The 26,311-nt window shown below is 63.2% G+C and carries 21 protein-coding genes; 11 read left to right on the top strand and 10 right to left on the bottom strand.

What is annotated here, in order from left to right:
- Positions 1 to 870: 870 nt before the first annotated feature.
- Both FQ755_RS16695 and FQ755_RS16690 read left to right on the top strand, forming a co-directional pair.
- Entirely contained in the window at positions 871 to 1,611 is a 741-nt protein-coding gene (locus FQ755_RS16695) for an ion channel (protein WP_144155957.1), read from the top strand.
- A complete protein-coding gene (locus tag FQ755_RS16690; RefSeq protein WP_144155956.1) occupies positions 1,604 to 1,993 on the top strand; it encodes a hypothetical protein in 390 nt (129 codons plus the stop codon). Before FQ755_RS16695 ends, FQ755_RS16690 begins: the two co-directional genes overlap by 8 nt.
- Positions 1,994 to 2,042: 49 nt before the next feature.
- On the opposite strand, the gene FQ755_RS16685 is transcribed toward FQ755_RS16690, so the two are convergent.
- Complete coding sequence (locus FQ755_RS16685; protein WP_260858631.1) at positions 2,043 to 3,452, bottom strand: MFS transporter; 1,410 nt, start codon at positions 3,450 to 3,452, stop codon at positions 2,043 to 2,045.
- Between the two features lie 109 nt (positions 3,453 to 3,561).
- Here FQ755_RS16685 and FQ755_RS16680 point away from each other — a divergent pair, with 109 nt between their 5' ends.
- Positions 3,562 to 5,385: an IlvD/Edd family dehydratase gene (locus FQ755_RS16680; RefSeq protein WP_144155955.1), complete on the top strand. Its 1,824-nt coding sequence runs from the start codon at positions 3,562 to 3,564 to the stop codon at positions 5,383 to 5,385.
- A gap of 49 nt (positions 5,386 to 5,434) precedes the next feature.
- Here FQ755_RS16680 and FQ755_RS16675 read toward each other — a convergent pair whose 3' ends face one another.
- Positions 5,435 to 6,496: a LacI family DNA-binding transcriptional regulator gene (locus FQ755_RS16675; RefSeq protein ID WP_144155963.1), complete on the bottom strand. Its 1,062-nt coding sequence runs from the start codon at positions 6,494 to 6,496 to the stop codon at positions 5,435 to 5,437.
- A gap of 152 nt (positions 6,497 to 6,648) precedes the next feature.
- Positions 6,649 to 7,131, bottom strand: a complete 483-nt coding sequence (locus FQ755_RS16670; RefSeq protein WP_144155954.1) for a hypothetical protein — start codon at positions 7,129 to 7,131, stop codon at positions 6,649 to 6,651.
- 247 nt (positions 7,132 to 7,378) lie between these two features.
- Between FQ755_RS16670 and phaP the strand changes: the two genes are divergently transcribed.
- Positions 7,379 to 7,873: a TIGR01841 family phasin gene (gene phaP / locus FQ755_RS16665; protein ID WP_144155953.1), complete on the top strand. Its 495-nt coding sequence runs from the start codon at positions 7,379 to 7,381 to the stop codon at positions 7,871 to 7,873.
- Between the two features lie 169 nt (positions 7,874 to 8,042).
- Here phaP and FQ755_RS16660 read toward each other — a convergent pair whose 3' ends face one another.
- Positions 8,043 to 8,648, bottom strand: a complete 606-nt coding sequence (locus tag FQ755_RS16660; protein ID WP_144155952.1) for a J domain-containing protein — start codon at positions 8,646 to 8,648, stop codon at positions 8,043 to 8,045.
- A gap of 178 nt (positions 8,649 to 8,826) precedes the next feature.
- On the opposite strand from FQ755_RS16660, the gene FQ755_RS16655 reads away from it, so the two are divergent.
- A complete protein-coding gene (locus tag FQ755_RS16655; RefSeq protein ID WP_144155951.1) occupies positions 8,827 to 9,228 on the top strand; it encodes a RidA family protein in 402 nt (133 codons plus the stop codon).
- 47 nt (positions 9,229 to 9,275) lie between these two features.
- On the opposite strand, the gene FQ755_RS16650 is transcribed toward FQ755_RS16655, so the two are convergent.
- Both FQ755_RS16650 and FQ755_RS16645 read right to left on the bottom strand, forming a co-directional pair.
- Entirely contained in the window at positions 9,276 to 9,929 is a 654-nt protein-coding gene (locus tag FQ755_RS16650; protein ID WP_144155950.1) for a hypothetical protein, read from the bottom strand.
- A 122-nt stretch (positions 9,930 to 10,051) separates the two neighbouring features.
- A complete protein-coding gene (locus FQ755_RS16645) occupies positions 10,052 to 13,543 on the bottom strand; it encodes an ATP-binding protein (RefSeq protein WP_144155949.1) in 3,492 nt (1,163 codons plus the stop codon).
- 306 nt (positions 13,544 to 13,849) lie between these two features.
- Between FQ755_RS16645 and FQ755_RS16640 the strand changes: the two genes are divergently transcribed.
- Entirely contained in the window at positions 13,850 to 15,502 is a 1,653-nt protein-coding gene (locus tag FQ755_RS16640) for a PAS domain-containing methyl-accepting chemotaxis protein (RefSeq protein WP_144155948.1), read from the top strand.
- Between the two features lie 219 nt (positions 15,503 to 15,721).
- Here FQ755_RS16640 and FQ755_RS16635 read toward each other — a convergent pair whose 3' ends face one another.
- Positions 15,722 to 16,264, bottom strand: coding sequence for a methylated-DNA--[protein]-cysteine S-methyltransferase (locus FQ755_RS16635; RefSeq protein ID WP_144155947.1), 543 nt, complete (start codon positions 16,262 to 16,264; stop codon positions 15,722 to 15,724).
- 545 nt (positions 16,265 to 16,809) lie between these two features.
- On the opposite strand from FQ755_RS16635, the gene FQ755_RS16630 reads away from it, so the two are divergent.
- The 4 genes from FQ755_RS16630 to FQ755_RS16615 all read left to right on the top strand — a co-directional run bounded on the left by FQ755_RS16630 (position 16,810) and on the right by FQ755_RS16615 (position 21,390).
- Positions 16,810 to 17,061: a hypothetical protein gene (locus FQ755_RS16630; RefSeq protein ID WP_074293959.1), complete on the top strand. Its 252-nt coding sequence runs from the start codon at positions 16,810 to 16,812 to the stop codon at positions 17,059 to 17,061.
- 246 nt (positions 17,062 to 17,307) lie between these two features.
- Entirely contained in the window at positions 17,308 to 18,294 is a 987-nt protein-coding gene (locus FQ755_RS16625) for a DedA family protein/thiosulfate sulfurtransferase GlpE (RefSeq protein ID WP_144155946.1), read from the top strand.
- A gap of 159 nt (positions 18,295 to 18,453) precedes the next feature.
- Complete coding sequence (locus FQ755_RS16620) at positions 18,454 to 20,163, top strand: FAD-dependent oxidoreductase (RefSeq protein ID WP_144155945.1); 1,710 nt, start codon at positions 18,454 to 18,456, stop codon at positions 20,161 to 20,163.
- A gap of 3 nt (positions 20,164 to 20,166) precedes the next feature.
- Positions 20,167 to 21,390, top strand: coding sequence for a winged helix-turn-helix domain-containing protein (locus FQ755_RS16615; RefSeq protein WP_144155944.1), 1,224 nt, complete (start codon positions 20,167 to 20,169; stop codon positions 21,388 to 21,390).
- 22 nt (positions 21,391 to 21,412) lie between these two features.
- On the opposite strand, the gene FQ755_RS16610 is transcribed toward FQ755_RS16615, so the two are convergent.
- The 3 genes from FQ755_RS16610 to FQ755_RS16600 form a co-directional block, all read right to left on the bottom strand.
- A complete protein-coding gene (locus tag FQ755_RS16610) occupies positions 21,413 to 21,670 on the bottom strand; it encodes a hypothetical protein (protein ID WP_144155943.1) in 258 nt (85 codons plus the stop codon).
- Between the two features lie 97 nt (positions 21,671 to 21,767).
- Positions 21,768 to 23,915: a hypothetical protein gene (locus tag FQ755_RS16605; protein WP_260858634.1), complete on the bottom strand. Its 2,148-nt coding sequence runs from the start codon at positions 23,913 to 23,915 to the stop codon at positions 21,768 to 21,770.
- Between the two features lie 369 nt (positions 23,916 to 24,284).
- Positions 24,285 to 25,181 (bottom strand): DMT family transporter, encoded by an 897-nt coding sequence (locus FQ755_RS16600; protein ID WP_144155941.1) that lies wholly within the window; start codon positions 25,179 to 25,181, stop codon positions 24,285 to 24,287.
- Between the two features lie 160 nt (positions 25,182 to 25,341).
- Between FQ755_RS16600 and FQ755_RS16595 the strand changes: the two genes are divergently transcribed.
- Positions 25,342 to 26,265: a helix-turn-helix domain-containing protein gene (locus tag FQ755_RS16595; protein WP_144155940.1), complete on the top strand. Its 924-nt coding sequence runs from the start codon at positions 25,342 to 25,344 to the stop codon at positions 26,263 to 26,265.
- The last annotated feature ends 46 nt before the right edge of the window (positions 26,266 to 26,311 follow it).

Here is a 26,311-nt window from a genome sequence, read left to right as displayed (position 1 = left end):
CTTTCAGTTTTGTTCACCGGCATGAGGGGCCGGACAGAGACGTTTGCGAACTATTGATTTGAGATATGGCAGTACCCCCTGGAAGGTGAAACGCGTCGTGAGACGCGTGATCCGGGCGGCAATCCTTTCTTCAGTACTCAATCTGCCCGCGCAGCGTCTAGTGCAGGTCGTCGTTTCGGCGATGATCGTCATTCAAAAATTTCCAAAGCAAGATGACTTGTCCGGTGGACCGATTTTCGATAGCCGACACCTAGTCTAGTCGACTAGATGACGAATCGCCGCATCCAACGCGGCAGTTACGGGTCCTCGTTCATTCACTCCCCGACGGCAAAAGATAATAGCCGCTGTGCCGCCCCCGGACAGGACCGCTGCCCACTTCAACTTCAGTTGAACGACCACTTATCAAGCTGGTCACCGACTTCGGCGACTACATAGGGCCGTTATACGCCCCGCGGTCAGAGGAGGATTTCGATATAGTACGTACAACAGTCGAACTTCGGCCGACATCGTGCAACCAAGCTTTAATATTGCTGTTGCCCGCATGAGGGCTATTCACTTCGAGCCGCAATCCAACTTCCGCTACTACGCTTCTATCAACGAGCATCAAATAGTTATCCTATATTCATGCACGACGCATATTAATAATGCGCCACGCATTCCACCGAACCCCTATTATTCCGACATAAACCCTACCTGCATCTTTCGTGCGAATAGTAGATTAAAGTTTTCTCACACAATACCGTTATTTACTCTGCCAGGCGCAGTCATCAGGAGTGCCTGAATCGAAGACGCACGCGGACGATAATGGTCAACCAGCGACGTCATAAACATGCAATGCGGCACGCTTTCTAAAAATGGAGCACCGATACAATGAGACGTCCGGATATCTCTGATTTCGATGAACTTGACCCCGACAGCATCTCGCAACTGTTGCTAAAGGCTGATGAGCCCGTAATTCGGCAAATCGGGCAAAACGCGGCACTAGCGTGGCCGTTCTGGTTCGTACTCATTATCTGGTTTGCCATCGCGACCCTCTTCTGCCAATACGGCTTCGGTGACATTCAACCGAAATTTGCCGTTTCCGTGGTCGACGAAACACATCCCGGAAAACTCGGTACCACGCAAATCGTCTATACGAAGCTAAAGCGTCCGACCGCACTGTATTTCAACGCGGCAATGCTAACTTCCGTCGGTGCTACGGATATAACACCGCTCAACAGGCCGGCAAGAGCGGTATCGCTTATCGATTCCGCGGTCGGTTATTTGCTGCTTGCGTTGATTATGTCCGTCGTTGCCTTGTCCTTTGAAGGAACAACTTCAATTGGCCGCACCAACATTCTTGGCGCAATGATGGCCTGGTTTTCGTTCCGCAAAAAGAAGGAGGAAGAGAAAGCGCCTGCACCGGCAAACGCGGCAGAAAATGACGAACCGATAAACTTTCACGACCAGATCACCCGGTTGGTCCGCCAAATCCGCGTACCTGATGCCGAAAATGACCAGCAAGCGCGTACGCGCGCTCGGGCGCTAACGGCAAGGGCATATCTCGATCTGGCCACCGCCGCTCTGGCGGGTGCGCTGGACCCGCGCGAACTGGAGAATAACGATGAGTGACGTGTCTTTCAGCGAAAATCCCGGATGCCTTTGGAAAGCATTGGAACGTGTACGCAACCAGATAGCGCCCTACTCCTACGCCCCAATGCCCGAGAGCGTTATCGTCCCGCTTTGGATTCAGCAGGATATGACGATGTCGATGACGCTCGCGTCCAAACTGCTGGATTCAGAGGTACAGGCCAATACGGAGGCCGAGATCAATAATCTGATGCAAGCCACGATACCGTTGGGCGCAGATGCGCTCGTACAAAGCGCAGCCTTGAAGCGTGTCTGTGCTCAGCTTGCCACATTGGAAACGTCAATCGGTAGACTGCATCTGGACGCCGTCATCGAAAATCCGGCAGGCGACGGCTGTAAATGTCCGGGCAAGTTGAAAATTTGACGATACAAGCCGATACCGCACGCCGTCGGCTTACATCCCCCACACCGCCCTAAGAAATCGCATCCCTCAGATCAGTCAGATCACGCCCACGCGTCTCCGTCGAGAGAAACACCCCAATCAGCGTCAGCAGCGCCAATACCGCGGTATAGGCGCCCATAACCCAATACGCCCCGCCTGCAAGCCCCACCAGATAGATTCCGAGCACCGGCGCGAGACCGCCCGACAACACCGCGCCAATCTCGCGCGCCAGCGCAACGCCGGAATACCGGCAGCGGTTGCCGAACAGTTCGGCGAAATGCGCGCATTGCGCGCCCAGCATGCTGTTGGCGCCGAGCGCCAGGCCGCCGAACATCGCGAGCGCGATCCACAGCGGATTGCCCGTGCTGACCATCCACCACGACGGAATCGACCACAGCAGCATGAAAATCGCGCCCGTGCGATAGACCGCGATCCGCCCGAGCCGATCCGACAACGCGCCGAACAAGGGTGTGGTTATCGCGCTTGCCAGCGTCGCAATCAACGCGCCCGTCGTGCCGATCGCCGCAAGCGCCGCCGACTGCACGCCAAGCCGTGTCGCCACCGTGCCGCCGAGGTAGGCGATCACGATGGTCGTATAGATCGTCGAGCCGCCCTGCTCCGCAAAGCGCATCAGCACCGCGGCGAGCACTGGCCGACGCGCGGTTTTCAGCACGGTTCTCATAGGAGAACGCACTACTTCGCGCGCTCCTTCGAGATTCAGAAACACCGGGCTCTCGCGTAAGCGTAGACGGATCCACACCGCCACACCGATCAGCACGACGCTGGCCAGAAACGGCACGCGCCAGGCCCAGGCGAGAATCGCGTCGTTGCCGAGCGTGTGCTGCATCACGCTGAAAGTGGCCGTGGCGAGACCAAAGCCGGCAAAGATGCCGACGAACGGCAGCGCCGCGTAAAAACCGCGCCGCGGCACCGGCGAGACTTCCGCCATCAACGTGGAAGCGCCTGCCTGTTCGGCGCCCGCGCCGAAGCCCTGCACCAGCCTCAATGCAACCAGAATGACGGCGCCGACCGGACCGCTCGGCAGCAGGCCAACCAGCATCGTGGAGACGCCCATGGTCGCGATGGTCAATAGCAGGACGAACTTGCGTCCTTTGCGGTCGCCGAGCGAACCGAAGAACAAACCGCCGAAGGGTCGAGCGAGAAAACCCGCGCCATAGGTGCCGAAACTCGCCAGCAAACCCGCGTTTGCACCCAGCGTCGGAAAGAAGATGTGCCTGAAGACGAGCGCCGTTGCCAGCCCGAAGATCGCAAAGTCGTAGTATTCAAGTGCGCTGCCCACGCCGCCGGTGAGAATCGCACGCCTCAACTGCTCCGGCGAGACCGGTGCCTTGCTCGCCGCTTGAGCGGGCTCCGCGTCGTCGAGCGAGACGCTCTGGAGCGGCTGCGCTGCATAGCCGGATCCATATGCTTTCATACCCATTTGCTGTCTCCTTGGCAAACGTATGTGCAGCTGGGCGGGTGGACACCGGTGTTCGATTAAGTTATGGTTACCGGTAACCCGCGCGACCACTCTAACATGAGGAGATAGCATGCACAAGGCTGACTCACCCTCCCACGACGCCCCGAACGGCGACGAAGCCGGCAAAAAACGTCTGCGCAGCCGCCGCTGGTTCGACGACCCGGCGGACCCCGGCATGACCGCGCTCTATCTCGAGCGCTACATGAACTACGGCATCACGCGCGAGGAACTGCAATCGGGCAAGCCGATCATCGGCATCGCGCAGACCGGTTCCGATCTCGCGCCGTGCAATCGGCATCATCTGCAACTCGCGCAGCGCGTGCGCGACGGCATCCGCGATGCAGGCGGCATTCCGCTTGAATTTCCCGTGCATCCGATCCAGGAAACCGGCAAGCGGCCCACTGCCGCGCTCGACCGCAATCTGGCGTATCTCGGCCTCGTCGAAATCCTGCACGGTTATCCCATCGACGGCGTGGTGCTCACCACCGGCTGCGACAAGACCACGCCCGCATGCTTGATGGCGGCCGCCACCGTCAATATTCCTTCGATTGTGCTGTCCGGCGGACCGATGCTCGACGGCTGGTGGAAAGGCAAGCTCGCCGGTTCCGGCACCGTCATCTGGGACGCGCGCAAGCGCCTGTCGGCAGGCGAAATCGACTACGAGCGGTTTATCGAAGAGGTGTCGTCTTCGGCGCCGTCCGCCGGACATTGCAACACCATGGGAACCGCGTTGTCGATGAACTCGCTCGCCGAAGCGCTCGGCATGTCCTTGCCCAACTGTGCGGCGATTCCGGCTCCGCATCGCGAGCGCGGCTGGATGGCGTATCAAACCGGTAAGCGCATCGTCGACATGGTGGCCGAGAATCTGCGCCCGTCCGACATCATGACCAAGGGCGCGTTCGAAAACGCGGTCGTTGCCGCGGCGGCGCTCGGCGCGTCGTCGAACTGTCCGATTCACATGATCGCGATTGCGCGCCACATGGGTGTCGAACACACGCTCGACGACTGGCAGCGCCTCGGTCCCGACATCCCGCTTCTGGTGGATTGCCAGCCCGCGGGCCGTTTCCTCGGCGAGGCGTTTCATCGCGCGGGCGGCGTGGCTGCCGTGATGCGCGAACTGCTGCTGGCCGGCAAACTGAACGGCGACGTGCGCACCGTCACAGGCCGCACGCTGCAAGAGGATCTCGCCGGAGTCGAAGAGCCTGATCGCGAGGTGATTCGCGCCTATGACAAACCGCTCAAGGAAGCGGCCGGCTACGTGGTGCTGTCGGGCAACCTGTTCGATAGCGCCGTCATGAAAATCAGCGTAATCGATCAGGCCTTCCGCAAACGCTTTCTTTCGGACCCCGAACATCCCGATGTATTCGAAGGCAAGGCGATTGTCTTCGAAGGACCGGAGGATTATCATGCGCGGCTCGAAGATCCGGACCTGGGTGTCGATGACCACTCGGTGCTGGTGATTCGCAATTGCGGCCCGGTTGGGTATCCGGGCGGCGCGGAGGTCGTCAACATGCAGCCGCCCGCGGCGCTGCTCAAACGCGGCATCGACACCCTGCCGACCCTGGGCGATGGCCGGCAAAGCGGCACGTCCGCGAGTCCGTCCATCCTGAACGTGTCGCCGGAGGCCGCGGTAGGCGGTAACCTGGCACTACTGAGGACCGGTGACCGTCTGCGTATTGATCTCAACTCACGCAAAGTCGACGTGCTGATTGCCGACGAGGAAATGGCGCAGCGCCGGGCTGCCTACAAGCCGGCCCGGCTGGAGCACAAGACGCCATGGGAAGAGATTTACCGCAGCATGGTGGGTCAGCAAGGCTCGGGGGCGTGTCTGGAGCCCGCCACGCTGTATCTGAACATCATCGAAACGCGTGGGGAGTCGCGGCACAATCATTGATTGACGCAATCACGAGCGCCGCGCTGCATGGCTCTGCGCGGCGCTGTCGTCACGCACTCTCGCGTTGCACGACTTCGTAGTGGATCTTGACGAGCTTCGGCGTTTCCCGCCGCTCACGCGGCGGCACGTCCTTCTCGCGACGTGATTTGCTCGGGCTCTCGCCGTGATCGATCTCGTCGATTGCGGTGAGGAGCGACTCGCCGGCCGCATGACCGATGCCGTAAGCGTCGACGGACACCGTCGTGATGGTCGGATAGCAGTGCCGCGACACCTCGAAGTCTCCAAACCCCGCCACCGCGATATCGCGAGGCACGCTCAAGCCACGACGATGGCACGCCATGATCAAACCGAATGCGTGGATATCGCTCGCGCACATGACGGCGTCGGTATCCGGCCAACGTTCGAGCAACTGGGCGAGCGCCGCTGCGCCATGTCCCATTGCGGCGCCGTGGGCCATGTTGGTGGTCCACTCGGTGTGCGTGATATCGCGCGGTTCGTGGCGGCCCGCCGCGCGCACCGCTTTCAGATAGCCACGCCGCCGCGCGATGCCGCGCAAGTCCAGTTTCGACGCACTACTAACGAATCCGATGCGCTTGTAGCCGCGCTCATAAAGATAATGGGCCATGGCGCTCGCGGCTTCGGCGTTCGAGAAGCCCACCACCCGGTCGACCGGTCGCCGCGGCAATTCCCACGTTTCGATCACCGGAGTGCGCGCCCGCGTGAGCAGCGAGCGGGCTTCGCCGGTATGGTGGCCGCCTGCCAGCACGATGCCGCGCGGCTGATAGCGCAACAGCGTCCTGAGCAGCGCTTCCTCGCGCTCCAGCAGGTAGTCGGTATTGCCGAGCAATAGTTGCATGTTGCGCGTTTCGACGACGTCGTTGATACCGCGCACCATGTCGGAGAAGTTCGAACTGGACAGCGACGGCACCAGCACCACCACGAAATTCGACCGCCCCGACGACAACGCGCCGGCACCGGCATCGGCAACATAGCCCGTTTCCTCGACGACGCGCAGCACGCGCGCGCGTGTTTCGGAGCCGACATGTTGCCCGGTGAGGACACGCGAGACCGTCATCTTCGACACCCCCGCGAGGCGAGCGACGTCTGCCATCCGGACCGGTCCGGACGGCGCAACCAGAATCGGGGACTTGCTGTCTGTACTCATGCCAGGGTCAATGGAATTCGATCGAGGAATGGTACCGGAAGGTTTCGCAAGACCGAAACGCACACGCCATGCCGGCTATGGCCGACCGGGTTACGCCTTCATTTGCAGAGCGAAAATGCTTCGCGCGCGGCGATATCGCTGTTGCCGTAAATGCCGACCACCGTGCAATCCGCGGCCACGCACTCATAGGTGCTGTCCTGAAACGTGAACACGTAATGGCGAAAACCCTCTTCGGCGGCGTCCGGACCCCACGAGTCGGCCACCAGCGACGAATTGACGATCTCGTGCGCCGAATATGCACGCAAGCCCTGCGCCGCCAACGGATGCTCATGCAGCCCATGGTCATTAGGGGGACCGAACTGATGAAACGCGGCGGATGAAAATTCCACCGCGCAAAACGGGTCATCATCCTCGGCGAACGGACCGAAGCGCTCGAAGTCCGCCCTGGCGATCCGGTAGGCCACCACCACGCGTCTTTCGTTGGCCACTACAAACGGCTCTGGCGTATCGACGGCCGGACTCGGCACGCCGTCCAGCAGGACAACCTGGTCCTGCTGCTGGGAATCAAGGGTGCTGTTCATCGACGTCGCCCGGCTCCTTCCGAAATCGCTGGTGAATGCGTCGCACTATGCCACGGCGGCGCAGCGAGGGCTACGGCCTGTTGCCACGCCCTGCGAAATCGGTTGACTTCTCAAAATTCCCCCGTACAATGGGTTTTGTTGCACCGCAGCAATTCACGGCGCAGCCCCCCTTTCAGCCCTCGCGGCGCGCGGATCTTGTTTTAGTCAGAGCCACCTCGCACTCGCCGCCTTACCTTTTGGAGCAGTGATGAGCACGCCTACCCCCCAACAATTGATCGCCGCACAGCAAGCCAGCCTCGAAACCCTGTTCGGTTTTGCGAATCAGGCGTTTGCCACGTTCGAGAAGCTGGTTGCCCTGAACCTGCAAGTCGGCAAGACGAACCTGGCCGAAACGCAAGCTATCGCCACCAAGGCAGCCTCGATCAAAGACCCCAGCGAACTGGTCGCCCTCTCGGCAAGCCTGTCGCAACCGGCATCGGAAAAGGCCGCCGCTTACGGCCGCCACGTCCATGAAATCCTCTCGGACGCGCAAGCTGAATTCTCGAACGCAGCAACGGCGCAATTCCAGAAGGCTCAAAAAGAAACCCAAGGCTTCATCGAAAGCCTCGCCAAGAACGCCCCGGCTGGCAGCGAAGGCGCGGTAGCCGCGTGGAATTCGGCTTTCTCGGCAGCGAACGCCACCTACGAATCGGCCAGCAAGGCCGCCAAGCAATTCGTGGCAACCGTTTCTGCGGGCGCATAAGGTTTTTTTAGCCGCGGTCTGATCCGCGGCCAGCAGTTGATCGGTCATTTCAAAAAGCGAACTTCGGTTCGCTTTTTGTTTTTGTGCGGGTGGAAAGCGCCGAGCGTCGATGACGCCGCTCATGCTCGCGCGAGGCTCTTTTTGCCAGAAACCTGGCTGGCCAAGCGGACTACAGACGCAGACTGTTCAGGAATTGAAACCACAAGCCGCCGAGCGTGCTGCCGTTCGCGGCCGTGGCGTGATCGTCGCGTGCGCCGGCATGCTCGTCCGGCTGCGCCGGGTCTTCGGTGGCCGGTGCGTCGCTGGTGGCCACGGTCTCTTGCTGGCGCGACGCGTGCAGCGCCAGCACGCTATCCGCAATCTGCGCCGCGCGGCTCGCTTCGCAGGGCTGCGCCAGCAGCACGCCGAACACCACGTCGCGGTTGTAGCCTTCGTCCGCGAAACGCATGGCGAGCGAGACCAGCTTCGCATACGCGGCCTGGTCGGCGGCCCGCGCCGTTTCCTCGCGTTCGGCCCGCTCGCGTTCCTCGCGCTGATGATGCGCTTCCCACTCGCGCATCTGCTCGGCGAATACGGCGTCGTAAACCTGACGCTGAGCCGGATCGGACAGAATGCCATACGCGTCCTTGATGTCCTGGAACGCGGCGCGCGCCGACTCTTCCGCACCGGCATTGCGATCGGGATGCCAGCGCATCGCGGCCTTGCGATACGCCTGCTTGATCTCCGCCTCGGTGGCGTTCGCCGGAACACCTAGCTTGTCGTATAGGGTTGACATCGTCCGCTCGCCCCTCAGTCACGTCGCGGATCATCGTAGCATGCGAAAAATGCCGTCCGCGTGACACGGCGCCCGCAGTGGCGCCGCGCCTGCCTCGCGCATTTTGGCGAGTTACTTTGTGGACGCAGCCGGCGTGCCCGGCCCATTCAACGTCAACGATGCACATGGAGAAAGAGGTATGACGCAAGGCCCGACATTCTGGATGATCCCGAACGCGCCGACACCCGTGGCCCCGTTTTCGCACGCGAGCGAAAGCGACGGCTGGGTATTCGTGACGGGACAAATGCCCACCTCGCCCAGCGACGACGCCGCCCCGCTGCCCGACGGCGTGGTCGCGCAGACACGGCGCGTCATGGACAACCTGAAAATCGTGCTCGAAGGTCTTGGACTCGGACTCGAACACGTGCTCGTCGCGCGTATTTTCCTGACCGAGTTCAAGCGCGACTATGCGGCGATGAACGACGCTTATCGCGCCTACTTTCCGCAAGACAGGTTGCCCGCGCGGACCTGCGTCGGCGTGACAGGGCTTGCTCGCGACGCGCTGGTGGAAATCGATTTTGTCGCGAAACGGCCCGGCTGAAACCGGGCCGCGTGGGGTATGTCAGAAGCAGGCGCCTGCGTCGAAAATCAGAAATGGTATGTAACACCGATCTTCACGATCGGATAAAAGCGCAGGCGGTCCGCCGTGTTCTGCAGCGACTGCTTCTCCGCATCGACGTTGGCCTGTCCCGCTTCGGCCACGATGTCGGCGGGCACGTCGAAGTCCACGTGCGGCTTGCCGTAGGCGACGCCCGCATCGAAGAACATCGAAAAGCCCTTCGTCGCCAGCGGCGAATGGCCGAAGCCGATGCCCAGATACGGACGCAGCACCGGAAACGAGGCCTTCGCGTGAATGCTCTGGCCGAGCGTCGAATAGGCCACGCCGTTGATGGTGTAGCTGCCCGACGTGCTGGTGGCGTCCGCATCCACCTTGTCGCCGCCAATCAGCACACCGGCCGTAAAGCGAAACGGCACGACGCTCGGTGCCGGGAAAAAGTCGCCATAGAGACCGCCATGCGCGAGCGTGGCGGTGCCGTCATAGTGCAGACCGCCCGAGTTAAAGCTGTGGGAGAAACTAAAGCCGTTGAATTCCGCCCGAACGTTAGCCAGTGAGCCGAGCCCATGACCGTAGCCAATGCCGGCGCCTTCGGTGCCGATCTGCCCATACACTTCATCCGCCATCGCGAGCGGTCCATACAGCGCGGTAAGACCGGCGAGCACAGCGACAACCAGGCGTTTCATCGAAAGATTCCCGTGAGGTTGGGTCAGGCGTGGCGAGATGACTGAGGCGGGCAGGATTACCCGCTGAAGATGGCCGCATGCGTGATGCATACGCCCCAGACAAGCTCGTTTACGACGCGCCCTTAGGAATCTTGAGGGTTGGGTTGGAAAAGACCGTAGTGATCGCGCAGACCATCATGCAGTGCGATGGCGAAGCCAGCCATCTGTTCACTCCACTCGCTTTGCTGCTGACAGTAATTTTGCAGCTCGCGGCATTGCGCCGCGAAACGCGGTTCGCCCACGATCAGGAAGCCGCCCGCTGCACTGTGAGCCCAATCGCGCAGCGCGAGGCGATCGCAGGCCTCGATGATCGCGGACAGCCTCGGCAGATCCGCGGCAAGGTGCTCCTTTAGCATCGCTACATAACGTGCTCGTGTCTGCGCGTCGAGCGAATCGGCGAAATCCGGCGTGCTTTGTGGCTCGGCCGCTGGCTTATCCTCCATCGTGCTCAACGCGCCGAGCGCCGCTTCCAGTTCCTTGAGCGAAGTCGGCTTGGGGATATAGCCGGCAAAACCACGCTCGCGCCACTCGGCGGCTTGCTGCGTATCCGTGACAGCGCTAAACGCCAGCACCGGCAAACCGGGATGACGTTCGCGCAGCGTCGCGAGCAATTCATAGCCGCCCATGACAGGCATGTGAATGTCCGTCAATACGACATCAACTTCGTTCTCTTCGAGCGCGGCGAGTGCCTGGCGACCATCGCCGGCAAGAATCGGCTCACATCCTAGTGCCTGCAACTGTTCGAGAATCAAGGTCTGGTTCAACGGGTTGTCTTCGGCGACCAGAATCGCCAGACCTTGCAAGGCCAACTCCGCCGACGACGCGGATGACGCGGATGACGCGGATGACGCGGGCGCTGCCAGCGCGGACGGTGACCCGGCCGCGCGCTCATGCGGCGCGGCAACCGCAGCGGCAGCCGAGTCAGGCCGATCATGCATCTGGCTCGCCGCACGGTCCGCAGCCGACAGAATCGCCACGTGACTAAACTCGCTCACCTCCAGCACACCGTCGCCGCGCGGCGTCGGACGATCGAGTCCGGTGCGCGTAATCCATACCGCGTTCACCGGCCGCACCGCGCGCAGCGCGGCGATCACGTCGAGCCCGTATTCGCCGGTCACGACCAGCACGTCTGGCCGGTTGCCGCGCAGCCATTCTTCAGCGGCGGCAATCGACGTGACGCTATGGGAGAGCCATCCGTCACGGCCAAGACACCCACCGACGATCTGCCCGGACACGCTGTCCTGGCACAGCACCAGCACGTTGCCGCGACGCGTCGGTACAACCAGCGGCGCGCGCTTTGCCTCGGGTGGCAGCGTGAGCGGAATCGAGACGGTGAAAGCGCTTCCCACACCTTGCACGCTTTCGACTGAGATATGCCCGCCCATCAATTCGCACAGGCTTGCGCAGATCGACAGGCCAAGGCCCGTGCCGCCATAGCGGCTGGACGTGCTCACCTCGGCCTGCACGAACGGATGGAAGATACGCGACACAAGCAGCGGGTCCATGCCGATCCCCGAATCGCAGACGCGGCAGGTCAGGATGCTGCGGCCTTGTGTATCGATCACCACCTCGGCGCCCAACGTGATCTTGCCGAACGACGTGAACTTGAACGCGTTGCTCAGCAGGTTGTTGACGATCTGCGCGATGCGGGTCCGGTCGCCGCACAACGTTTGATCGAGGGTCGGCGAAAGATGGGCGTAGAAGCGGATCGGCCGCGTTCCGGGCATCGGCGCGTAGGAGAGCGCGAGATTCTCGAAGTCGTCGATGGGTCTGAAGGACTCCGTAACGATCTTCATCTCGCCGGCATCGATCTTCGAGAAATCGAGAATGTCGTTGACGATGCGGCGCAGCGCGTCGGCCGCCACGCCCAGTGCTCGCAGACGCTGTTCATGCGCATCGAGGCCCGGCGTGCGCGAGAACAACTCGAGGTTGCCCAGCAGCGCATTCAACGGCGTGCGAATCTCGTGGCTCATCGAAGCGAAGAAATTCGACCGCTCGCGCATGGTCGTTTCGGTCGCCCGCTGCGCGGCACGCAATTGCGCTTCGAGTGTGCGCTGCGCGGTGACATCGAGAATGGCGCAGAACAGCACGGCTTCGCCGCCGTGGCGCGCCGGGGCACAGTTGAACTGCAGAAAGCCGGCGTCCGCCTTGCCACTATGCTCCGGCAACGCGGCGACGGTAAACACGGAGATCCTGGCCGCGTCCGGGGCCGCGCCCGGCCCTGCGTCGAACTGGCCCCTGAGCGCCGCCGCGATATGCGCGGGCAAGCGGCTCGCCAACGGCTCGACATGCAGCAGTTCGACCGCGGTCTCGTTGGCCGTGAGGATCGAATAGTCGCTGCGTCGCACGATGCACAGGCCAATCGGCGTGGCGCTGACGAGGACATGGTTGATCGCTTCGTTTTCGAGCGCGCGCGCCGTTTGGTCGTGCGTGAGGCGCAGCAGGCGCAGTCCCCAGAAGCGGGTGGTCAAGGCGATGCCCGCCAGCAGAAATATCGCGGCGCAGACGATTGCCCAAAGCTGCCAGCCCAGCACAACAATCAGCCCATGCCACGAGAGAAACCCCACCAGCGAGGCAAAGCCGGGAGCGACGGATTCACGCAGGATGACGCCCTCGCGCGTGTAGCGATAGGTGTCGTCCTGCATCTGTGCCGCGCTCGCCTGCAGCATGCGGCCGGTCTCGGAGTCCAAAGCGGTGGAGGAGACCACCGCCCGGCGGTCGGCTGTCATCAGCAGCAGCACGCCCGGACGGGAGCGGCGGGAAAAACGGCTGAGCAGCGCATCGACGGGGATGCTCGTGGACACGAGGGTGGTCGGCGTGTCGCCGTCGTAGTAGGCGCTGAGCAGGGTCATCACCGGCGCATGCAGCAGGGGATCGGTGTACGGGCCGATCCATAGTCTCTGGTTTTTGGCCGGCACGCGCTGGCCGGTCTGCGCCTCGACCTCGCGCAGAAGAAACGCGCGCAGCCGGGTGGCGTCCCTCGCTTGCAGCGGCGCGACATTGCCCTGCGCGTTCGCTTCGACCGCCGGCACGATTGCCGCGTAGTCGTCCGTCAGACCAATCAGCATCGCCCGATGGCCCAGTTCGAAGGCCTGTTGGGTTACCAGCGTGGACTGCCCGGCGGCGTAAAGCGCGAGCAGTTTCGCGCCCAGCGCAGGCCCCCAGGCCTGCCGCGTAGCCTCGGGCACCAGCAGGTCGAAGTGCGCGCCGGTTGCGTCTGCCGTACACAGCGCCATGCCGCTTTGCCGGATCGAATCTTCGACGCCGGGCGGCAAGCTGCGCAGATCGCCGCTGTGCTGGTAGTACGCCACCGTGAGTTCGGTGCGCCGCAGGAACGACATCTCACCGTGCAACAACAGCGAGATATCGGCGGCGTACTGATTGGCGAGATTGCGGCGATAGTCCAGTTGCTTGCTGGCGGCAAGCCAGACGAGCAACAGCGCGGAGACGAGCACGATCGCCATCAGCGTGATCATCGCCGTCAGGTACAGCGCCTGCTGACGCCGGGCGTTTTTCGCCAGAGCGGCAAATGCTTCGGTGAGCGAAGCCTGGGTACGGTCGAGGATCTTCTGCATCGGGTCAGCTGGTTGACGTCGTTTGCACAGGCCGATCGCCGCTGAAGATGTTTGCTAGCAGGATCGTCTGCGGCCGCACCGCACTCTTCGGCGCAGTGTAGCGCGTTCGGGGCCGCCGGCAAACGCCGCGGTCAGCGCCTGCAAACCGTTCAGGACGCCGCCAGGCTAACTCTGCGATAACGGCAGATGGCCGGCTAATCCTGAGTGGAATACCAGGATAACCCTAAAGACCTCGGGGTTAATGCCGTTAAGCCTTGAAGCGACTTAAGGGTTGCGCCGTGTGCGCGCCCAACTGCAAGGAATGCCATGCGCAACAATCAGCCCGTCACCCAGCAAGAGTTCGAATTTCCCTCGTCACAGATGCTCGTCTCCGCGACCGACCTGAGCGGCCGCATCGAATACTGCAACCCGGCCTTCATCGCCGTGTCCGGTTATGCGAAAGACGAGCTGATCGGCCAGCCGCACAATCTGATCCGCCATCCGGACATGCCGCGCGAAGCCTTCGCCGACATGTGGGCGACCATCCGCGGCGGGCGGCCCTGGACAGCGTTGGTGAAGAACCGGCGCAAGAATGGCGACTACTACTGGGTACGCGCCAGCGTCACACCGGTGGTCGAAAAAGGCACGGTGGTCGGCTATCTGAGTGTGCGCGTCAAACCGGACCGCGCCGCCGTGCGCGCCACGGAAGCCCTATACGCGAGAATCCGCGCGGGCAAATCGCGCTCGCACAAACTGCATCGCGGCACCGTCGTGCGGACCGGTTTCGCCGGACGGCTGCAGGCCATGATGCGTCTGCCGGTGGCGAGCCGCGCGGCCTTTGGCTATGCACTTGCGCCGCTCGCCCTGCTGCTGACGGGAATCGCCGCATGGGGCGGACATCCGCCGCTGCCGTTCTGGATCGCCTTCGGCGTCACCGCGCTGATTAGCGTCGGCTCGTGGCAATTGCTGGCGCGCCATCTGGCCGAACCGGTGCGCGAGATGTCGGGATTCGCGACGCGTCTCGCCGCCGGCGATCTCACCGCCGATCTGGTGATCGCACGTCACGACGACCTGGGCGAGGTGCTGCAGGCGCTGAACCAGTTGAAAGCGAATCTCGCCGCGATCGTCTCCGATGTGCGCGCGCAAATCGGCGGCATGCTCGACGCGGCCCGCGAAATTTGCAGCGGCAATGTCGACCTGGCGCGCCGTACCGAACTGCAGGCGGCGTCACTCGAAGAAACCGCCGCCACCATGGAGCAGCTCACGACCACCGTCCAGGCCAACGCCGACGCCAGCGTGCGCGCGCTCGATCTGGCGCGAGAAGCGCAAGCCGCGGCGGCGGTGGGCGGCAAGATCGCGGGCCAGGTGGAGCACACCATGGCGGGCATCACCGCCGCCTCGAAGCGCATCGCGGACATCACCGGCGTAATCGACGGCATCGCGTTTCAGACCAATATCCTCGCGCTGAACGCGGCCGTCGAAGCCGCTCGCGCGGGCGAAGCGGGCCGCTCGTTCGCGGTCGTGGCCGGCGAGGTGCGCATGCTGGCGCAACGGTGCGCGGCGTCGTCGAAGGAAATCAAGTCGGTGGTCGAGGCGAGCGTCAGCGAAGTCGCGCAGGGCACCGAACTGGTGGCGCGCACCTCGTCGCAAATGCGCGTGATCGATGAAGCCGTCAGCCGCGTCTCGTCGATCATCGTCGAAGTGGCGAATGCCAGCAGTGAACAGGCCGAGGGGATCCGTCAGGTGAATCAGGCCGTCTCGCATCTGGACGGCGCCACGCAGCAGAATGCGACGCTCGTCGAGCAGGCCGCGGCGACAGCGCAACGCCTCGCCGAACAGGCCGACGTGCTGGACGAAGCCGTGCGCCTGTTCACGGTCGCCGACGTGGCGTCTGCCATGCCTTCATCGACGCCTGCCAGGCCCGCTAGACACGCGGCAAACACGCATCGGAACGAGTCGCGGGAAAGCACTTTGGTCTGATAGATCGGCGTTACTCCCACCTCGACAAAGGCCCGCGCGCGGCTCACGATGAGTCCGTCAGCGCCCTGGTTGTGCGGGGTTGGCTGACCCGAGTAATAACGGCGTTTTAGCGGCCCGTCCCTTCAGGGATGGGCTATTTTTTTGTCTGCGGTTTTGCGTGCTTTTGTCTGCGGTTTTGCTTGCGGTTTTGTCCGCAACTCACGCGAGAGCGGCGGCCGCTTATTGCATGTCGAGCGCATCGAGCAATTCAAGCTGCCGGGGTTGCGCCGCAGCGGGCCGCTCGAGCGTCAACAAAGCGGCCTTGCGTTCGATTCCACCGGCGTAGCCAGTGAGTTCGCCCGCACTCGATATCACGCGATGACACGGCACGATGATCGACACCGGATTGCGTCCGTTCGCAGCGCCCACTGCGCGCGCGCTGCCCGCAGGAAGACCGAGGCGCAGGGCAAGTTGTCCATAGCTGGCAATCTCGCCGAACGGAATCTTCACGAGTTCGTCCCACGCGCGCTGCTGGAATGGGGAGCCGGCCATCCGCAAACGCACGTCGAAGTGCTGCCGCTCGCCGGCGAAGTATTCGGCGAGTTGCTCCGCGCTTTGTGCCAGCACGCGTGACGGCGCACTGGCCGCCACGATGTCGGCCGCGCCCGGCGCATCCGGCGGGAAGTATTTCTGACCGACGAAGTACAGGCCGGTGAGCGCGTCCTCTTCGGCACGCAATAGCATTGCACCGAGCGGACTGGGAATGGTCAGGTAGTGTTTCATGCGGCGGGCGTCTTCTCTTTCTGGATGAACACGAGGCGCGCTGCGGCCTGCGCGCAAACCGGCAACTTGCGAACCTGAAAGGCCGCACGGGTGATCGGAAGCGGCAATAACTACCTGTCGGCGGCGCGGTCGAGATCCAGGTTGCCAATGTAGCGCATTGGCGCGCACGCGGCTCGCCGCATTTATCGATGCCTGCACGACTATTGCAGCGCGCCGGTCAACGGCCGCGAGGCCCGCATCGTTTATAGAAACAGCGCAGCCGGCGTGTGCCGCTACGCGCGAGTCATCGCCCTAACCCGCCCACGCGTCAGGGCCGTGACAATCGCGTGGAACCGTTGCACCGCCGCGGGGCACGAAAAATGCATCAATGCGTCGCGAAGAGTCGCGTTAAACTGATCGACACGACGCAGCCGCATCGCGCATAACATTGCGTGGCGCGGCTCTCCAAGGTGCGAGGGGTGTCGCGGCAGCGGTGACGCGCAAAAGCGCGGCGCGCCGCCTGCCCGTACAATAGTTTGATCAACAACGGAACGAGGACAACTTCGATGCGCACTACCGGGTCTTCCGGGTCAATGGCCCTGCTCACCGAATACGACGACGCAACGGCGCGCGAACTTCGCTCGCTGCGCCTCGAGTCGACAGAAGACGGCAAGGGTATTCTTCTGATCGAAGTCGACGAGCGCAAGCCGGGCATCCACCGCGAAGTGCGTTATGAAATCACGCCGGCGGAACTGATTGCGGCCATTCGCGCGCACGGGGCCGAGCTGCCGGGCGAACAACACAACCATCGTTCATAACAGGATGGCGGCATGGGCGCACGCACATGCCGCGCGCCGCGCCGTCGAAGTTCATCAGCACAGGTAACCGGCCAGATGGAGCGCCGCCGCACGCGCGTGCTGGCGTCCGTCCGGCCTGATCTGGCAAGGCTTTTCCCGCCTCATTCCCGCACCACATTACCGGACGCTTGCACGTCGCGCAAATGCGTCCATAATCGTTAAGTTCCCTCTTCTCTTCCTGCCGGAAACGGTTGCGGAAGTAAGCCGATGCTACATGACCTCGTCGAGCAGTACGGGCCTGCACTCGTGTTTGCCAATGTGCTCGCCGCATCGCTCGGGCTGCCCGTGCCCGCGATGCCGTGTCTCGTGCTATTCGGCGCGATGGCGGCCATGCATCCGGCCACGGTCGGCTCGCAACTCGCCTCGGTGCTGGTGCTGGCGATCTTCGCCACGTTGATCGGCGACAGCGTGTGGTATCTCGCCGGCCGCATCTACGGCGGCAACACGCTGAAAACGCTGTGCAAGCTGTCGCTTTCACGTGACACATGTGTGAAGAAAACCGAGCGTTTCTTTGGCCGCTGGGGGGTTCGCGTGCTCGCGGTGGCGAAGTTCGTGCCGGGCCTGTCGATCGTCTCCATCCCGATGGCCGGCGCCATGGGCACGACCTATCGCATGTTCCTGACTTACGACGGCATCGGCGCGACCCTGTGGTCGGGCACCGGTCTCGTTATCGGCGCCATGTTCGCGCCGCAGATCGACATGCTGATGGCGGGCGCGGGCCGGCTCGGCCGGATGGCGGGCGTCGTGGCAATCGTCCTGCTACTGCTCTACGCGACGTATCGCTGGATCCGCCGGCGTCAGCTCATCAACAAGCTGGCCACGGCGCGCATGGAAATCGAGGAACTCGACAAACTGATCGAAGCCGGCAAGCCGCCGGTGCTGTTCGACATCCGCTCGCGCGAGAAGCGCAAGCTCGACCCTTTCGTGATTCCGGGCACGCAGTTCGCCGACGAGCGCCAGCTCAGCGACATCATCGCCAGGTACGCGCCGGATCAAAAACTCGTCATCTACTGTTCCTGCCCGAATGAAATTTCGGCGGCGTGGATGGCCAAGCAACTCAACGAAGCAGGGTTCATCGACGTGCTGCCGCTGCGCGGCGGTCTCGACGCGTGGCGCGACTCGGGACGGCAACTCGAACCGCTGGACGAGGAGCCGGAGTCCGAAGTGCATCACGGCGTGGCGCCGGCGGTATAACTCGCGCCGGCGAGCTTCTCGCGGGACATCTGGCGGTTGCCGTTCGGCCGTTTTTTGGCCGCGCCTGGCCGCATTTAGCCGTGCTGGGCATTTAGCCTGCCGCGCCTGCCCCTGCCCGCTGCACCCCATGCTGAACCAAAAGACAGAAGGAGCGGTTTGATGGTTGAGATTCAAGAAGCTCAAGGACAAGAAACCGTGGTGGCCGACGCGCCGTTCTCTTCACTGGCGACGCGGGAACACCAGATGTTCCCCGAACTGACGTGGGAAGAAATCAAGCGGCTGAGCAAATTCGGCGAAGTACATCACTGGGAGCCGGGTGAACTGCTGTTCGAAACCGGTCGCATCGGGCCGGGCATGTTCGTCACGCTCACGGGGCGCGTCAAGCTCTATCAGCGCGATGGCCTCGGGCGCGAGCGCCTTGTCTCCGAGCGCGGCCCGAAGCAGTTTCTCGCCGAGGTGGGTCAATTGTCCGGGCGCGTCTGTCTCGTCACCGGCATGGCGACGGAACCGGTCGACGCGCTGCTGATTCCTCCGATCAAACTGCGCGCGTTGATCGTCGCAGAGGCCGAACTCGGCGAGCGCATCATGCGCGCGCTGATCCTGCGGCGCGTCTCGCTGATCGAAAAAGGCGCAGGCGGCCCGATCCTCGTGGGCAAGAGCAACGACGCGAGGCTCATCTCGCTGCAAGGCTTCCTGGCGCGCAACGGACATCCCCATTCGGTGATCGACGAAACTGACGACGAAGCGCTCAGCCTGATCGAACAGTTCAGCGCGCGGCCAGAAGACCTGCCGCTGGTGATCTGTCCGGACGGCACCGTGCTGCGCCATCCGAGCGATCCGCAACTCGCCACTTGCCTCGGCATGCTGCCTCCACTCGACGCCTCGCTGATCTACGACGTGGCCATTGTCGGCGCCGGCCCGGCGGGACTCGCCACCGCCGTGTATGCGGCCTCGGAAGGCCTTTCGGTGATCGTGCTCGACAGCCGCGCGCCGGGCGGCCAGGCGGGCGCCAGTTCGCGCATCGAAAATTATCTGGGCTTTCCGACCGGCATCAGCGGCCAGGCGCTGGCCGGCCGCGCCTTCGTGCAGGCGCAGAAATTCGGCGCGCACGTCGCCATTCCGGTACGGGTCAAGGCCTTGCATTGCGAGGAATCGCCGCACCGGCTCGAACTCAAATGCGGCGGCAGTGTGAAAGCGCGCAGCATCGTGATTGCAAGCGGCGCCGTGTACCGGCGGCCCGCCATCGAAGGGCTCGAACGCTTCGACGGCAAGGGCGTCTATTACTGGGCCTCGCCGGTCGAGGCCAGGCTCTGCAAGCGCGAGGAGATCGTGCTGGTGGGCGGCGGCAATTCCGCCGGCCAGGCCATCGTCTATCTCGCCACCCACGCGGCCAAAGTACACGTGCTGATCCGCCGCAGCGGTTTCGAAGCCACCATGTCGCGCTATCTGATCGACCGGATCCGCTCGTTGCCGAATGTGATCGTGCATCCGCATTCGGAGATTGGCGACCTCGAGGCGGACGACAGCGGGCTTTCGTCCGTGGTGCTGAAACGGCCGCTCGAGGACGGCACGGACCGGTTCGACACGCGTCATCTGTTCCTCTTCACCGGCGCCGATCCGAACACCGATTGGCTGCGCACCTGCGGCGTCGAGCTCGATCCGAACGGCTTCGTGATGACCGGCGCGCGCGGCCTGAACGCCACCTGCGATCTCGGCACGTCGGTTGACGGCGTGTTCGCGATCGGCGACGCCCGCGCCGGCTCGACCAAGCGGGTCGCGGCGGCGGTCGGCGAAGGGGCGGCGGTGGTCTCGCAGATCCACCAGATGCTGGCGGTATCCGAAGGAGAAGCGGTCGCGTTGGGGGCATAACGCGTGAAGACTCTGCCGTTAGCCGCCGCCCGCACCCTCCATCTGGCCGCTCAAGGTCTCCTGACCCCGCCGCGCCGCAAAGCCACCAAGGCCGACGTGCTCGACGCGATTCGCCGCATGGCGCAGTTGCAGATCGATACGATCCACGTGGTGGCGCGCAGTCCTTATCTCGTTCTGTTCAGCCGCCTCGGCGCCTACACGCCGCAGTGGCTGGACGAGCATCTGGCCGAGGGCAATCTGTTCGAATACTGGTCGCACGAGGCCTGCTTCGTGCCGATCGAGGACTACGGCCTGCTGCGCCACCGCATGCTGGACCCGAGCGGGATGGGCTGGAAGTACGCCGCCGAATGGCACACGAAATACCGCAAGGAGATCGAGAGCCTGCTCGAGCATATCCGCGCAACCGGACCGGCGCGCTCGGCGGATTTCGCGCGCGAGGCGGGCAAGAGCAACGGCTGGTGGGACTGGAAGCCGGAGAAACGCCACCTCGAAGTGCTGTTCGCCATCGGGCAACTGATGGTGGCCGAGCGGCGCAATTTTCATCGGGTCTACGACCTGACCGAGCGGGTGCTGCCGGGTTGGAACGACAAGCGCGATCTGCAGCCGGCCGAGGCCGTTGCGCAGGAAGTGCTGCGGCGCAGTTGCCGCGCCCTGGGTGTGGCGCGCGCCGACTGGGTGGCCGATTACTATCGCCTGCCGCGCCGGCCATATGTCGACGCGTTGCATGCATTAGCCGACGAGGGCGAACTGATTCCGGTTCGCGTGGACGGCTGGAAGCAGGACACCTTCGTGCATCACGAGTTCGCCGCGCTGATCGACGACGCCGCGAGCGGCAAACTGACCTCGACCGTGACGACGCTGCTCTCGCCGTTCGATCCAGTGGTATGGGACCGCAAGCGCGCCACTGCGCTGTTCGACTTCGACTATGCGATCGAGTGCTATACGCCCGCGGCCAAGCGCAAATACGGCTATTTCGTGCTGCCGATTCTGAACCGCGGCAAGCTGGTAGGCCGCGCCGACGCGAAGGCGCACCGCGCAAACGGCATTTTCGAACTGAAGGCGGTTCATCTGGAACCGGGCGTGCGCGTGAGCGGCCGTCTCGCCGCCGATCTTCAGCGCGCCTTCCAGCGATGCGCCGACTGGCACGGCACGCCAACCGTGCAGATCACCTCGGCGCCCGACGCGCTGCTGGAAGCGCTCGCGGCGCAAGAAGGCGTTGAAGCCTGAACCTCCAGACCAACCTCAATGCTTAATTATCGAGCTTGACCCGTAATTCACGCGCCGTTTCGAGCAGGCCTTCGTAGCCGGAACGGGCGTGCTCGGGCAGATCCGGGTCGCCCACCAGGGTGCCGAGCGTCTCGATCAGGCTATACAGCAGCCCCCTGGCCGCACCCGATGCAATGCCGCCCGAACTCACCAATTGATCGACGTGGCTGATGGCTGCGTCGAGGTGTTCGAGGTCGGGCCTTTCGCCCGTTTGCTGATTTTGCGAAACATCACGCGTCATGATGGAGCGTCTCGTGCTGTGGTAATGGCTGTTGTTATATACCCATCGCGGCGGGTCGTCCATTCGTCCATCCGGCTAATGGCCGCATTCGCAGGCGCTAGGGCGTCCAGCGGTACAGCAGGATCTTGGCGCGCGCATCGTCCTCCACCAGCACGTCGTATTCGCCGTTGGCACGCTCCACGGCATTGATGCCCAGATACACGTCGACCCAGCCACTCGTGCTGCCCACGCTCGCGCCCGGCGTCATGTAGCCGACCGCCTGGCCGGAGCGCGCATCGTACACATCGATTTTCTGTGTGAACAACTCGGCGACGAAAATGTAGTTGCCCGCCACCGCGACGCCCACCGTGGTCACCTGCGGATCGCTTTGCAGATTCCATGGCAGTGCGACGGTGTAGGTCAACGACGGGTTGCCGCTGCTCCAGTTGTCGTAGCGCGCGAGCAGCGGACCCGCCTCTTTCCACAGCGTCGAATCCCACGGATTGGCGCTCGTGAAACCGGTCACGTACATGGTGTCGGTCTGCGCCACATAAACGATGCGCCCAAGCCGCGTGAACTGCGGCGGCATCGCGAAGGTCTTTGCGCCGGTGTACTGGTAGATCGGGTTGCCGAATGAATCCAGCCCCTGCAAAGGCATCTCGCGGATCCCGCTCACCGGCGTCGCAAGCCAGACATTGCTCGCGCTGTCGACCCACCAGAAACCGTCGCCGACCGTACTGCCCGTCGACGGATTGGCGGTGATCTCGTTCGCGTCGACTACGCCGTCGCCATTGCCGTCGCGCCACATCCACTCGCCATACGCCGGTTGTCCGGCCGGCCAGTTGCCGGGAATCGGGTTCTCCGCCAGCAAGCCGGAAGGAATCGCGACTTCGCCGTGCGCCGTGTCGAAGCGATACACGCTCAGATAGTGCGAGTACGGATCGAGCGTGTACAGATACGGCTGGCCGTTGATGCGCCGCATCATCGGCTCGCCGCGCACGTTGCGGGTCAGATAGAACGACGGGTCGTTGGGGAACGCAAAGCGGTTCAGCGTAAAGCCTGCATACGACCATTCCTGACCGGCGGGCTGGCTGTAATCGATTGCAAAGCGTTTCGAGCCGCTATACACGCTGGCGGGGTTGGCGGGATCGAAGTCGCCGGTGTCGACGAAAGTCAGCCCGTACAGACGCCAGTTCAGTTGCTGCGACGCGAGCCCGTAGCTTTCGAGCACCGCGCCCTCGCCGACGGTTGCCGAGCCGACGGGCCGCGGTCCTTCGCCGTTTTGCCCCACGTACAGATTGCCGTTCTGATCGAAGCCCATGCCGGTGATGCCGTTAAAGCGCCAGTTCCCGGGCGTGCCTTCGACCGCATGGAAGATGCCGTTGACCGTGCCGAGCGCGGTATCGAATTGCGTCTGGCCACCGGCGATCTTGTCGAATACGAGGATCTGTTGCGAAGGGCCGTCGTCCGCGACGAAAATCTGCCCGGACGGCGCAAGGGCAAGCGCGGCGGGGATCGTGCCGGCCGGCAGCGGCAACGTGCCCGCGAGCGGCGCGCCGGTGTTCGATTCGTGGACGACGCTCGCGCCGCTCGCCGAGTCGAAGCCGCTGATGATCCACAGTGTCGAATCCGTATCGATCACTATGCGGCCCGGCGCCGGCACGCTCCACGAGCGCAACTGGCGCATGGTTTGCGCGTCGAGCACGACGATGCGGTTGCCGTAGGTGTCGGCGACGTACACCTCGCTGTCGGTGGCGGCGAGTCCGCGGATGCCGGCATCGACGCCGGCTGTCACCGAGTCGACGCGCAAGAAGCTGTCCTTCGTCGCGTTGGCGCTGTTGCCGATGCCATACGAAAACGGCGCGCCGGTGGCGATATTCGACAACAACCGCCGCGTGATGCCGAACCACGTCTGGTTCTGCGGCGGGTAGTCCGCGCCCACCAGCGCGTTGCTCTCGTTACCGATCGACATGGCGGCATACAGATACGTGCTGTTGGCGGCGACCGCATCGCCGCCGGCCGCGCCCCAGCCGTGCGTATTACCGGCCACGGCGAGTTTATTGCCGTTCTGATAGGCGGCAATTTCACTGCCGCTTTCATCCCATGGCGAATTGGTATAAACCGTGCCATTCGGCGCGACCGAGATGGATTGAATATCCTGCTGCATCCATTTACCGTCGCCAAATCCGAAACTATTGCCAATCCACGAGGTAGTGTAGGTGAGTTGCGATTGCGCCGGTGCGGCGCAGGGGGCGATGCTCAGCATAACAAGCACGGCCGCGCCAAAGCGGGAAGCGAGTGTCACGATCATTTCCTTGCGAGTGCAATTCATGCTCGCATATTTTTAATGGAAATTAATCGACAAAAATTCTCTTTTTTTAATTTAAACAAAATGATAATGCTAATCGCATCGTTTTTCCTAAATTAACAAGGCGCTTTGCCGGTATATATTATAAATATCCGGCATGGACAAAAGCCTTTGTGCACAGCTCCGCGCCCTCTCCCGTAACGGCTCACCTTTGAGTTCCGGCACAGGAATGACGAGAATTTGGCTCCCGGAAAACCTCACCCAGGAGGCTTTCCGGTGCGTCAGATGTATTGCAGATTTTCACCGCCATACGGTGAATTCAAATGGTCAGGCCGCCGCACGCCGCGCGAACAGTCGCCGCGTCAGATCGAAGGCCACCAGATTGCCGGCCACCACCAGCACGAGGCCGACCACCGCCAGCCAGGTCCAGTGATAGCCCTCGTAGACGGTCGACACCGCCAGCGCGACGATCGGAAACAGCACGGTGCAATAGGCGGCGCGCTCCGGCCCCATGCGCCCCACCAGCATCAGATACGCCGTAAACCCAACCACCGAACCGAACACGGCCAGATACGCGAGCGCGCCGAGGTAGCGCACATCCGGTTCGACGCTGAACGGCAGGCCGGCCAACGCGCTGCCCACGGTCAGAATGCTGGCGCCGATCAGCATGGCCCAGCTATTGGTGACGAGCGGATGCAGACCCATCGACTGCATCCGGCTCGACAACAGACTGCCGGTCGAAAAGCACAGCGTGCCGAGCAGCGCGATACCCATGCCGAGCCACGCGGCGTTGTCGCCCAGATGCCCAGCCATCTGCGGCACAAACAGGCACAGGATGCCGACCAGCCCGAGCAACGCCCCTAGAATGACCGTCGGTTGTAGCGGACGCCCCATAAACAGCCGGCCATTGATCGAATTCAGGAGTGGCGCGATCGAGAAAATCACCGCGACGAGGCCGCTCGGCACGACCTGCTCGGCGTAATAGAAGCACAGGAAGTTGCAGCAGAACAGGGCGAGGCCCTGTGCCGCCAGATACCGCCAGGCCGCGCGCGGCGGCCAGATGGGCCGGCGCATGATGCGCAGCAGTGCGAACAGGATGAGCGCGGCAAGCCCAAAGCGCCAGGCAATCGACACCGGCGGCGGCACCACGCCGAGTTGCCATTTGATGGCGATCCAGGTGGTGCCCCAGATCAGGACGGTCAGCGCGTAGAGAAACAGGTTCATGACAAGGCTTGCAAAGATGAAATCGGGAATTCGACCACCCGACTGTGCACCCGCCCGGCTGCCGTGACTTGTCCAGGATTGCGCACTTCTTTGCCACCGCGCGCAGAGCCGAAGGCGCACGCTTTATACTGCAAGCCATATCAGCCGCCATTCTTCGCCCGTGAACACCAGCCTGCCCAGCACCGTGACCGATCCCACCGGGACGCCTTTTGGCCTCCAGTCGGTGTGTCGCACGCTGGCCGATGCGAACGCGCAACTGCGGCGCTTCGCGTGGCTCGGCGATCAACTCGCCGTGGCCGAATGGACCCGCGAGACCGAGGAAGCCGAAACCGTCTATGACAACCCCGGTCATCACACGCTGTCGTGCTATATCGACGGCGGCTATCGCACCGAGCGTCAGAAAATGCCGGGCCTGTATGGCGCGCCCGCGCGGCTGTGCGCGCTGCCCGGCGACCACGAATCGCGCTGGTGGGTGCGCGGCCAGATGCATTTCATGCACCTCTACTTCTTGCCGGAGCATTTCACGCAACGCGCCGTGCGCGAACTGGACCGCGAACCGCGCGAAGTGACGCTGGCGGATCGCACCTATTTCGAAGACGCCCGCATTGCGACGCTATGCCAGTCGCTCACGGACGAAAGCTGGGACGACGCCGACGGACTGTTGCGCACCAACGAAACGGCTCACGAGGTGCTGAGCCTGCTGCTGCGCTCGCAAGGCGTGAGCCGCGCCGATGCCGGTCTGAAGGGCGGTCTCTCAGTGGCGACACGCCGGCGGCTGCGCGACTACATCGACGCGCATCTGACCCAGCCGCTCACGCTCGGCACGCTGGCCGAGGTCGCGCATCTGTCCGAGTATCACCTGGCGCGGATGTTCCGCACTTCGTTCGGCCTGCCGCCGGCTGCGTGGATCGCCCAGCAGCGGGTGGAGCGGGCCCGTTTGCTATTGCGCACCACCACGCTGCCGCTCGCCCAGGTTGCCGCGCGCTGTGGCTATGCCAACGCCAGCCACTTTAGCCACCGCTTCCGCGAAGCGGTAGGCGTGGCGCCGACCCTCTACCGGCAAGCGATCGGCGTGGCGGCTTAAGCCGCCTGCTCTACCACGCGGCTCGCGTGGCTCCCACGGCTTGCGG

The sequence above is a fragment of the Paraburkholderia sp. BCC1885 genome, assembly GCF_900996235.1.
In the GTDB taxonomy this organism is placed as follows: Bacteria; Pseudomonadota; Gammaproteobacteria; order Burkholderiales; family Burkholderiaceae; genus Paraburkholderia.
This window is presented reverse-complemented; position numbering and strand designations above follow the sequence as displayed.

Coding starts and splice junctions, on each gene's coding strand:
- FQ755_RS16695 (WP_144155957.1), top strand. CDS start 871: ATGAGACGTCCGGATATCTCTGATTTCGATGAACTTGACCCCGACAGC.
- FQ755_RS16690 (WP_144155956.1), top strand. CDS start 1,604: ATGAGTGACGTGTCTTTCAGCGAAAATCCCGGATGCCTTTGGAAAGCA.
- FQ755_RS16685 (WP_260858631.1), bottom strand. CDS start 3,452: ATGGGTATGAAAGCATATGGATCCGGCTATGCAGCGCAGCCGCTCCAG.
- FQ755_RS16680 (WP_144155955.1), top strand. CDS start 3,562: ATGCACAAGGCTGACTCACCCTCCCACGACGCCCCGAACGGCGACGAA.
- FQ755_RS16675 (WP_144155963.1), bottom strand. CDS start 6,496: ATGGCAGACGTCGCTCGCCTCGCGGGGGTGTCGAAGATGACGGTCTCG.
- FQ755_RS16670 (WP_144155954.1), bottom strand. CDS start 7,131: ATGAACAGCACCCTTGATTCCCAGCAGCAGGACCAGGTTGTCCTGCTG.
- phaP (WP_144155953.1), top strand. CDS start 7,379: ATGAGCACGCCTACCCCCCAACAATTGATCGCCGCACAGCAAGCCAGC.
- FQ755_RS16660 (WP_144155952.1), bottom strand. CDS start 8,648: ATGTCAACCCTATACGACAAGCTAGGTGTTCCGGCGAACGCCACCGAG.
- FQ755_RS16655 (WP_144155951.1), top strand. CDS start 8,827: ATGACGCAAGGCCCGACATTCTGGATGATCCCGAACGCGCCGACACCC.
- FQ755_RS16650 (WP_144155950.1), bottom strand. CDS start 9,929: ATGAAACGCCTGGTTGTCGCTGTGCTCGCCGGTCTTACCGCGCTGTAT.
- FQ755_RS16645 (WP_144155949.1), bottom strand. CDS start 13,543: ATGCAGAAGATCCTCGACCGTACCCAGGCTTCGCTCACCGAAGCATTT.
- FQ755_RS16640 (WP_144155948.1), top strand. CDS start 13,850: ATGCGCAACAATCAGCCCGTCACCCAGCAAGAGTTCGAATTTCCCTCG.
- FQ755_RS16635 (WP_144155947.1), bottom strand. CDS start 16,264: ATGAAACACTACCTGACCATTCCCAGTCCGCTCGGTGCAATGCTATTG.
- FQ755_RS16630 (WP_074293959.1), top strand. CDS start 16,810: ATGCGCACTACCGGGTCTTCCGGGTCAATGGCCCTGCTCACCGAATAC.
- FQ755_RS16625 (WP_144155946.1), top strand. CDS start 17,308: ATGCTACATGACCTCGTCGAGCAGTACGGGCCTGCACTCGTGTTTGCC.
- FQ755_RS16620 (WP_144155945.1), top strand. CDS start 18,454: ATGGTTGAGATTCAAGAAGCTCAAGGACAAGAAACCGTGGTGGCCGAC.
- FQ755_RS16610 (WP_144155943.1), bottom strand. CDS start 21,670: ATGACGCGTGATGTTTCGCAAAATCAGCAAACGGGCGAAAGGCCCGAC.
- FQ755_RS16605 (WP_260858634.1), bottom strand. CDS start 23,915: ATGCTGAGCATCGCCCCCTGCGCCGCACCGGCGCAATCGCAACTCACC.
- FQ755_RS16600 (WP_144155941.1), bottom strand. CDS start 25,181: ATGAACCTGTTTCTCTACGCGCTGACCGTCCTGATCTGGGGCACCACC.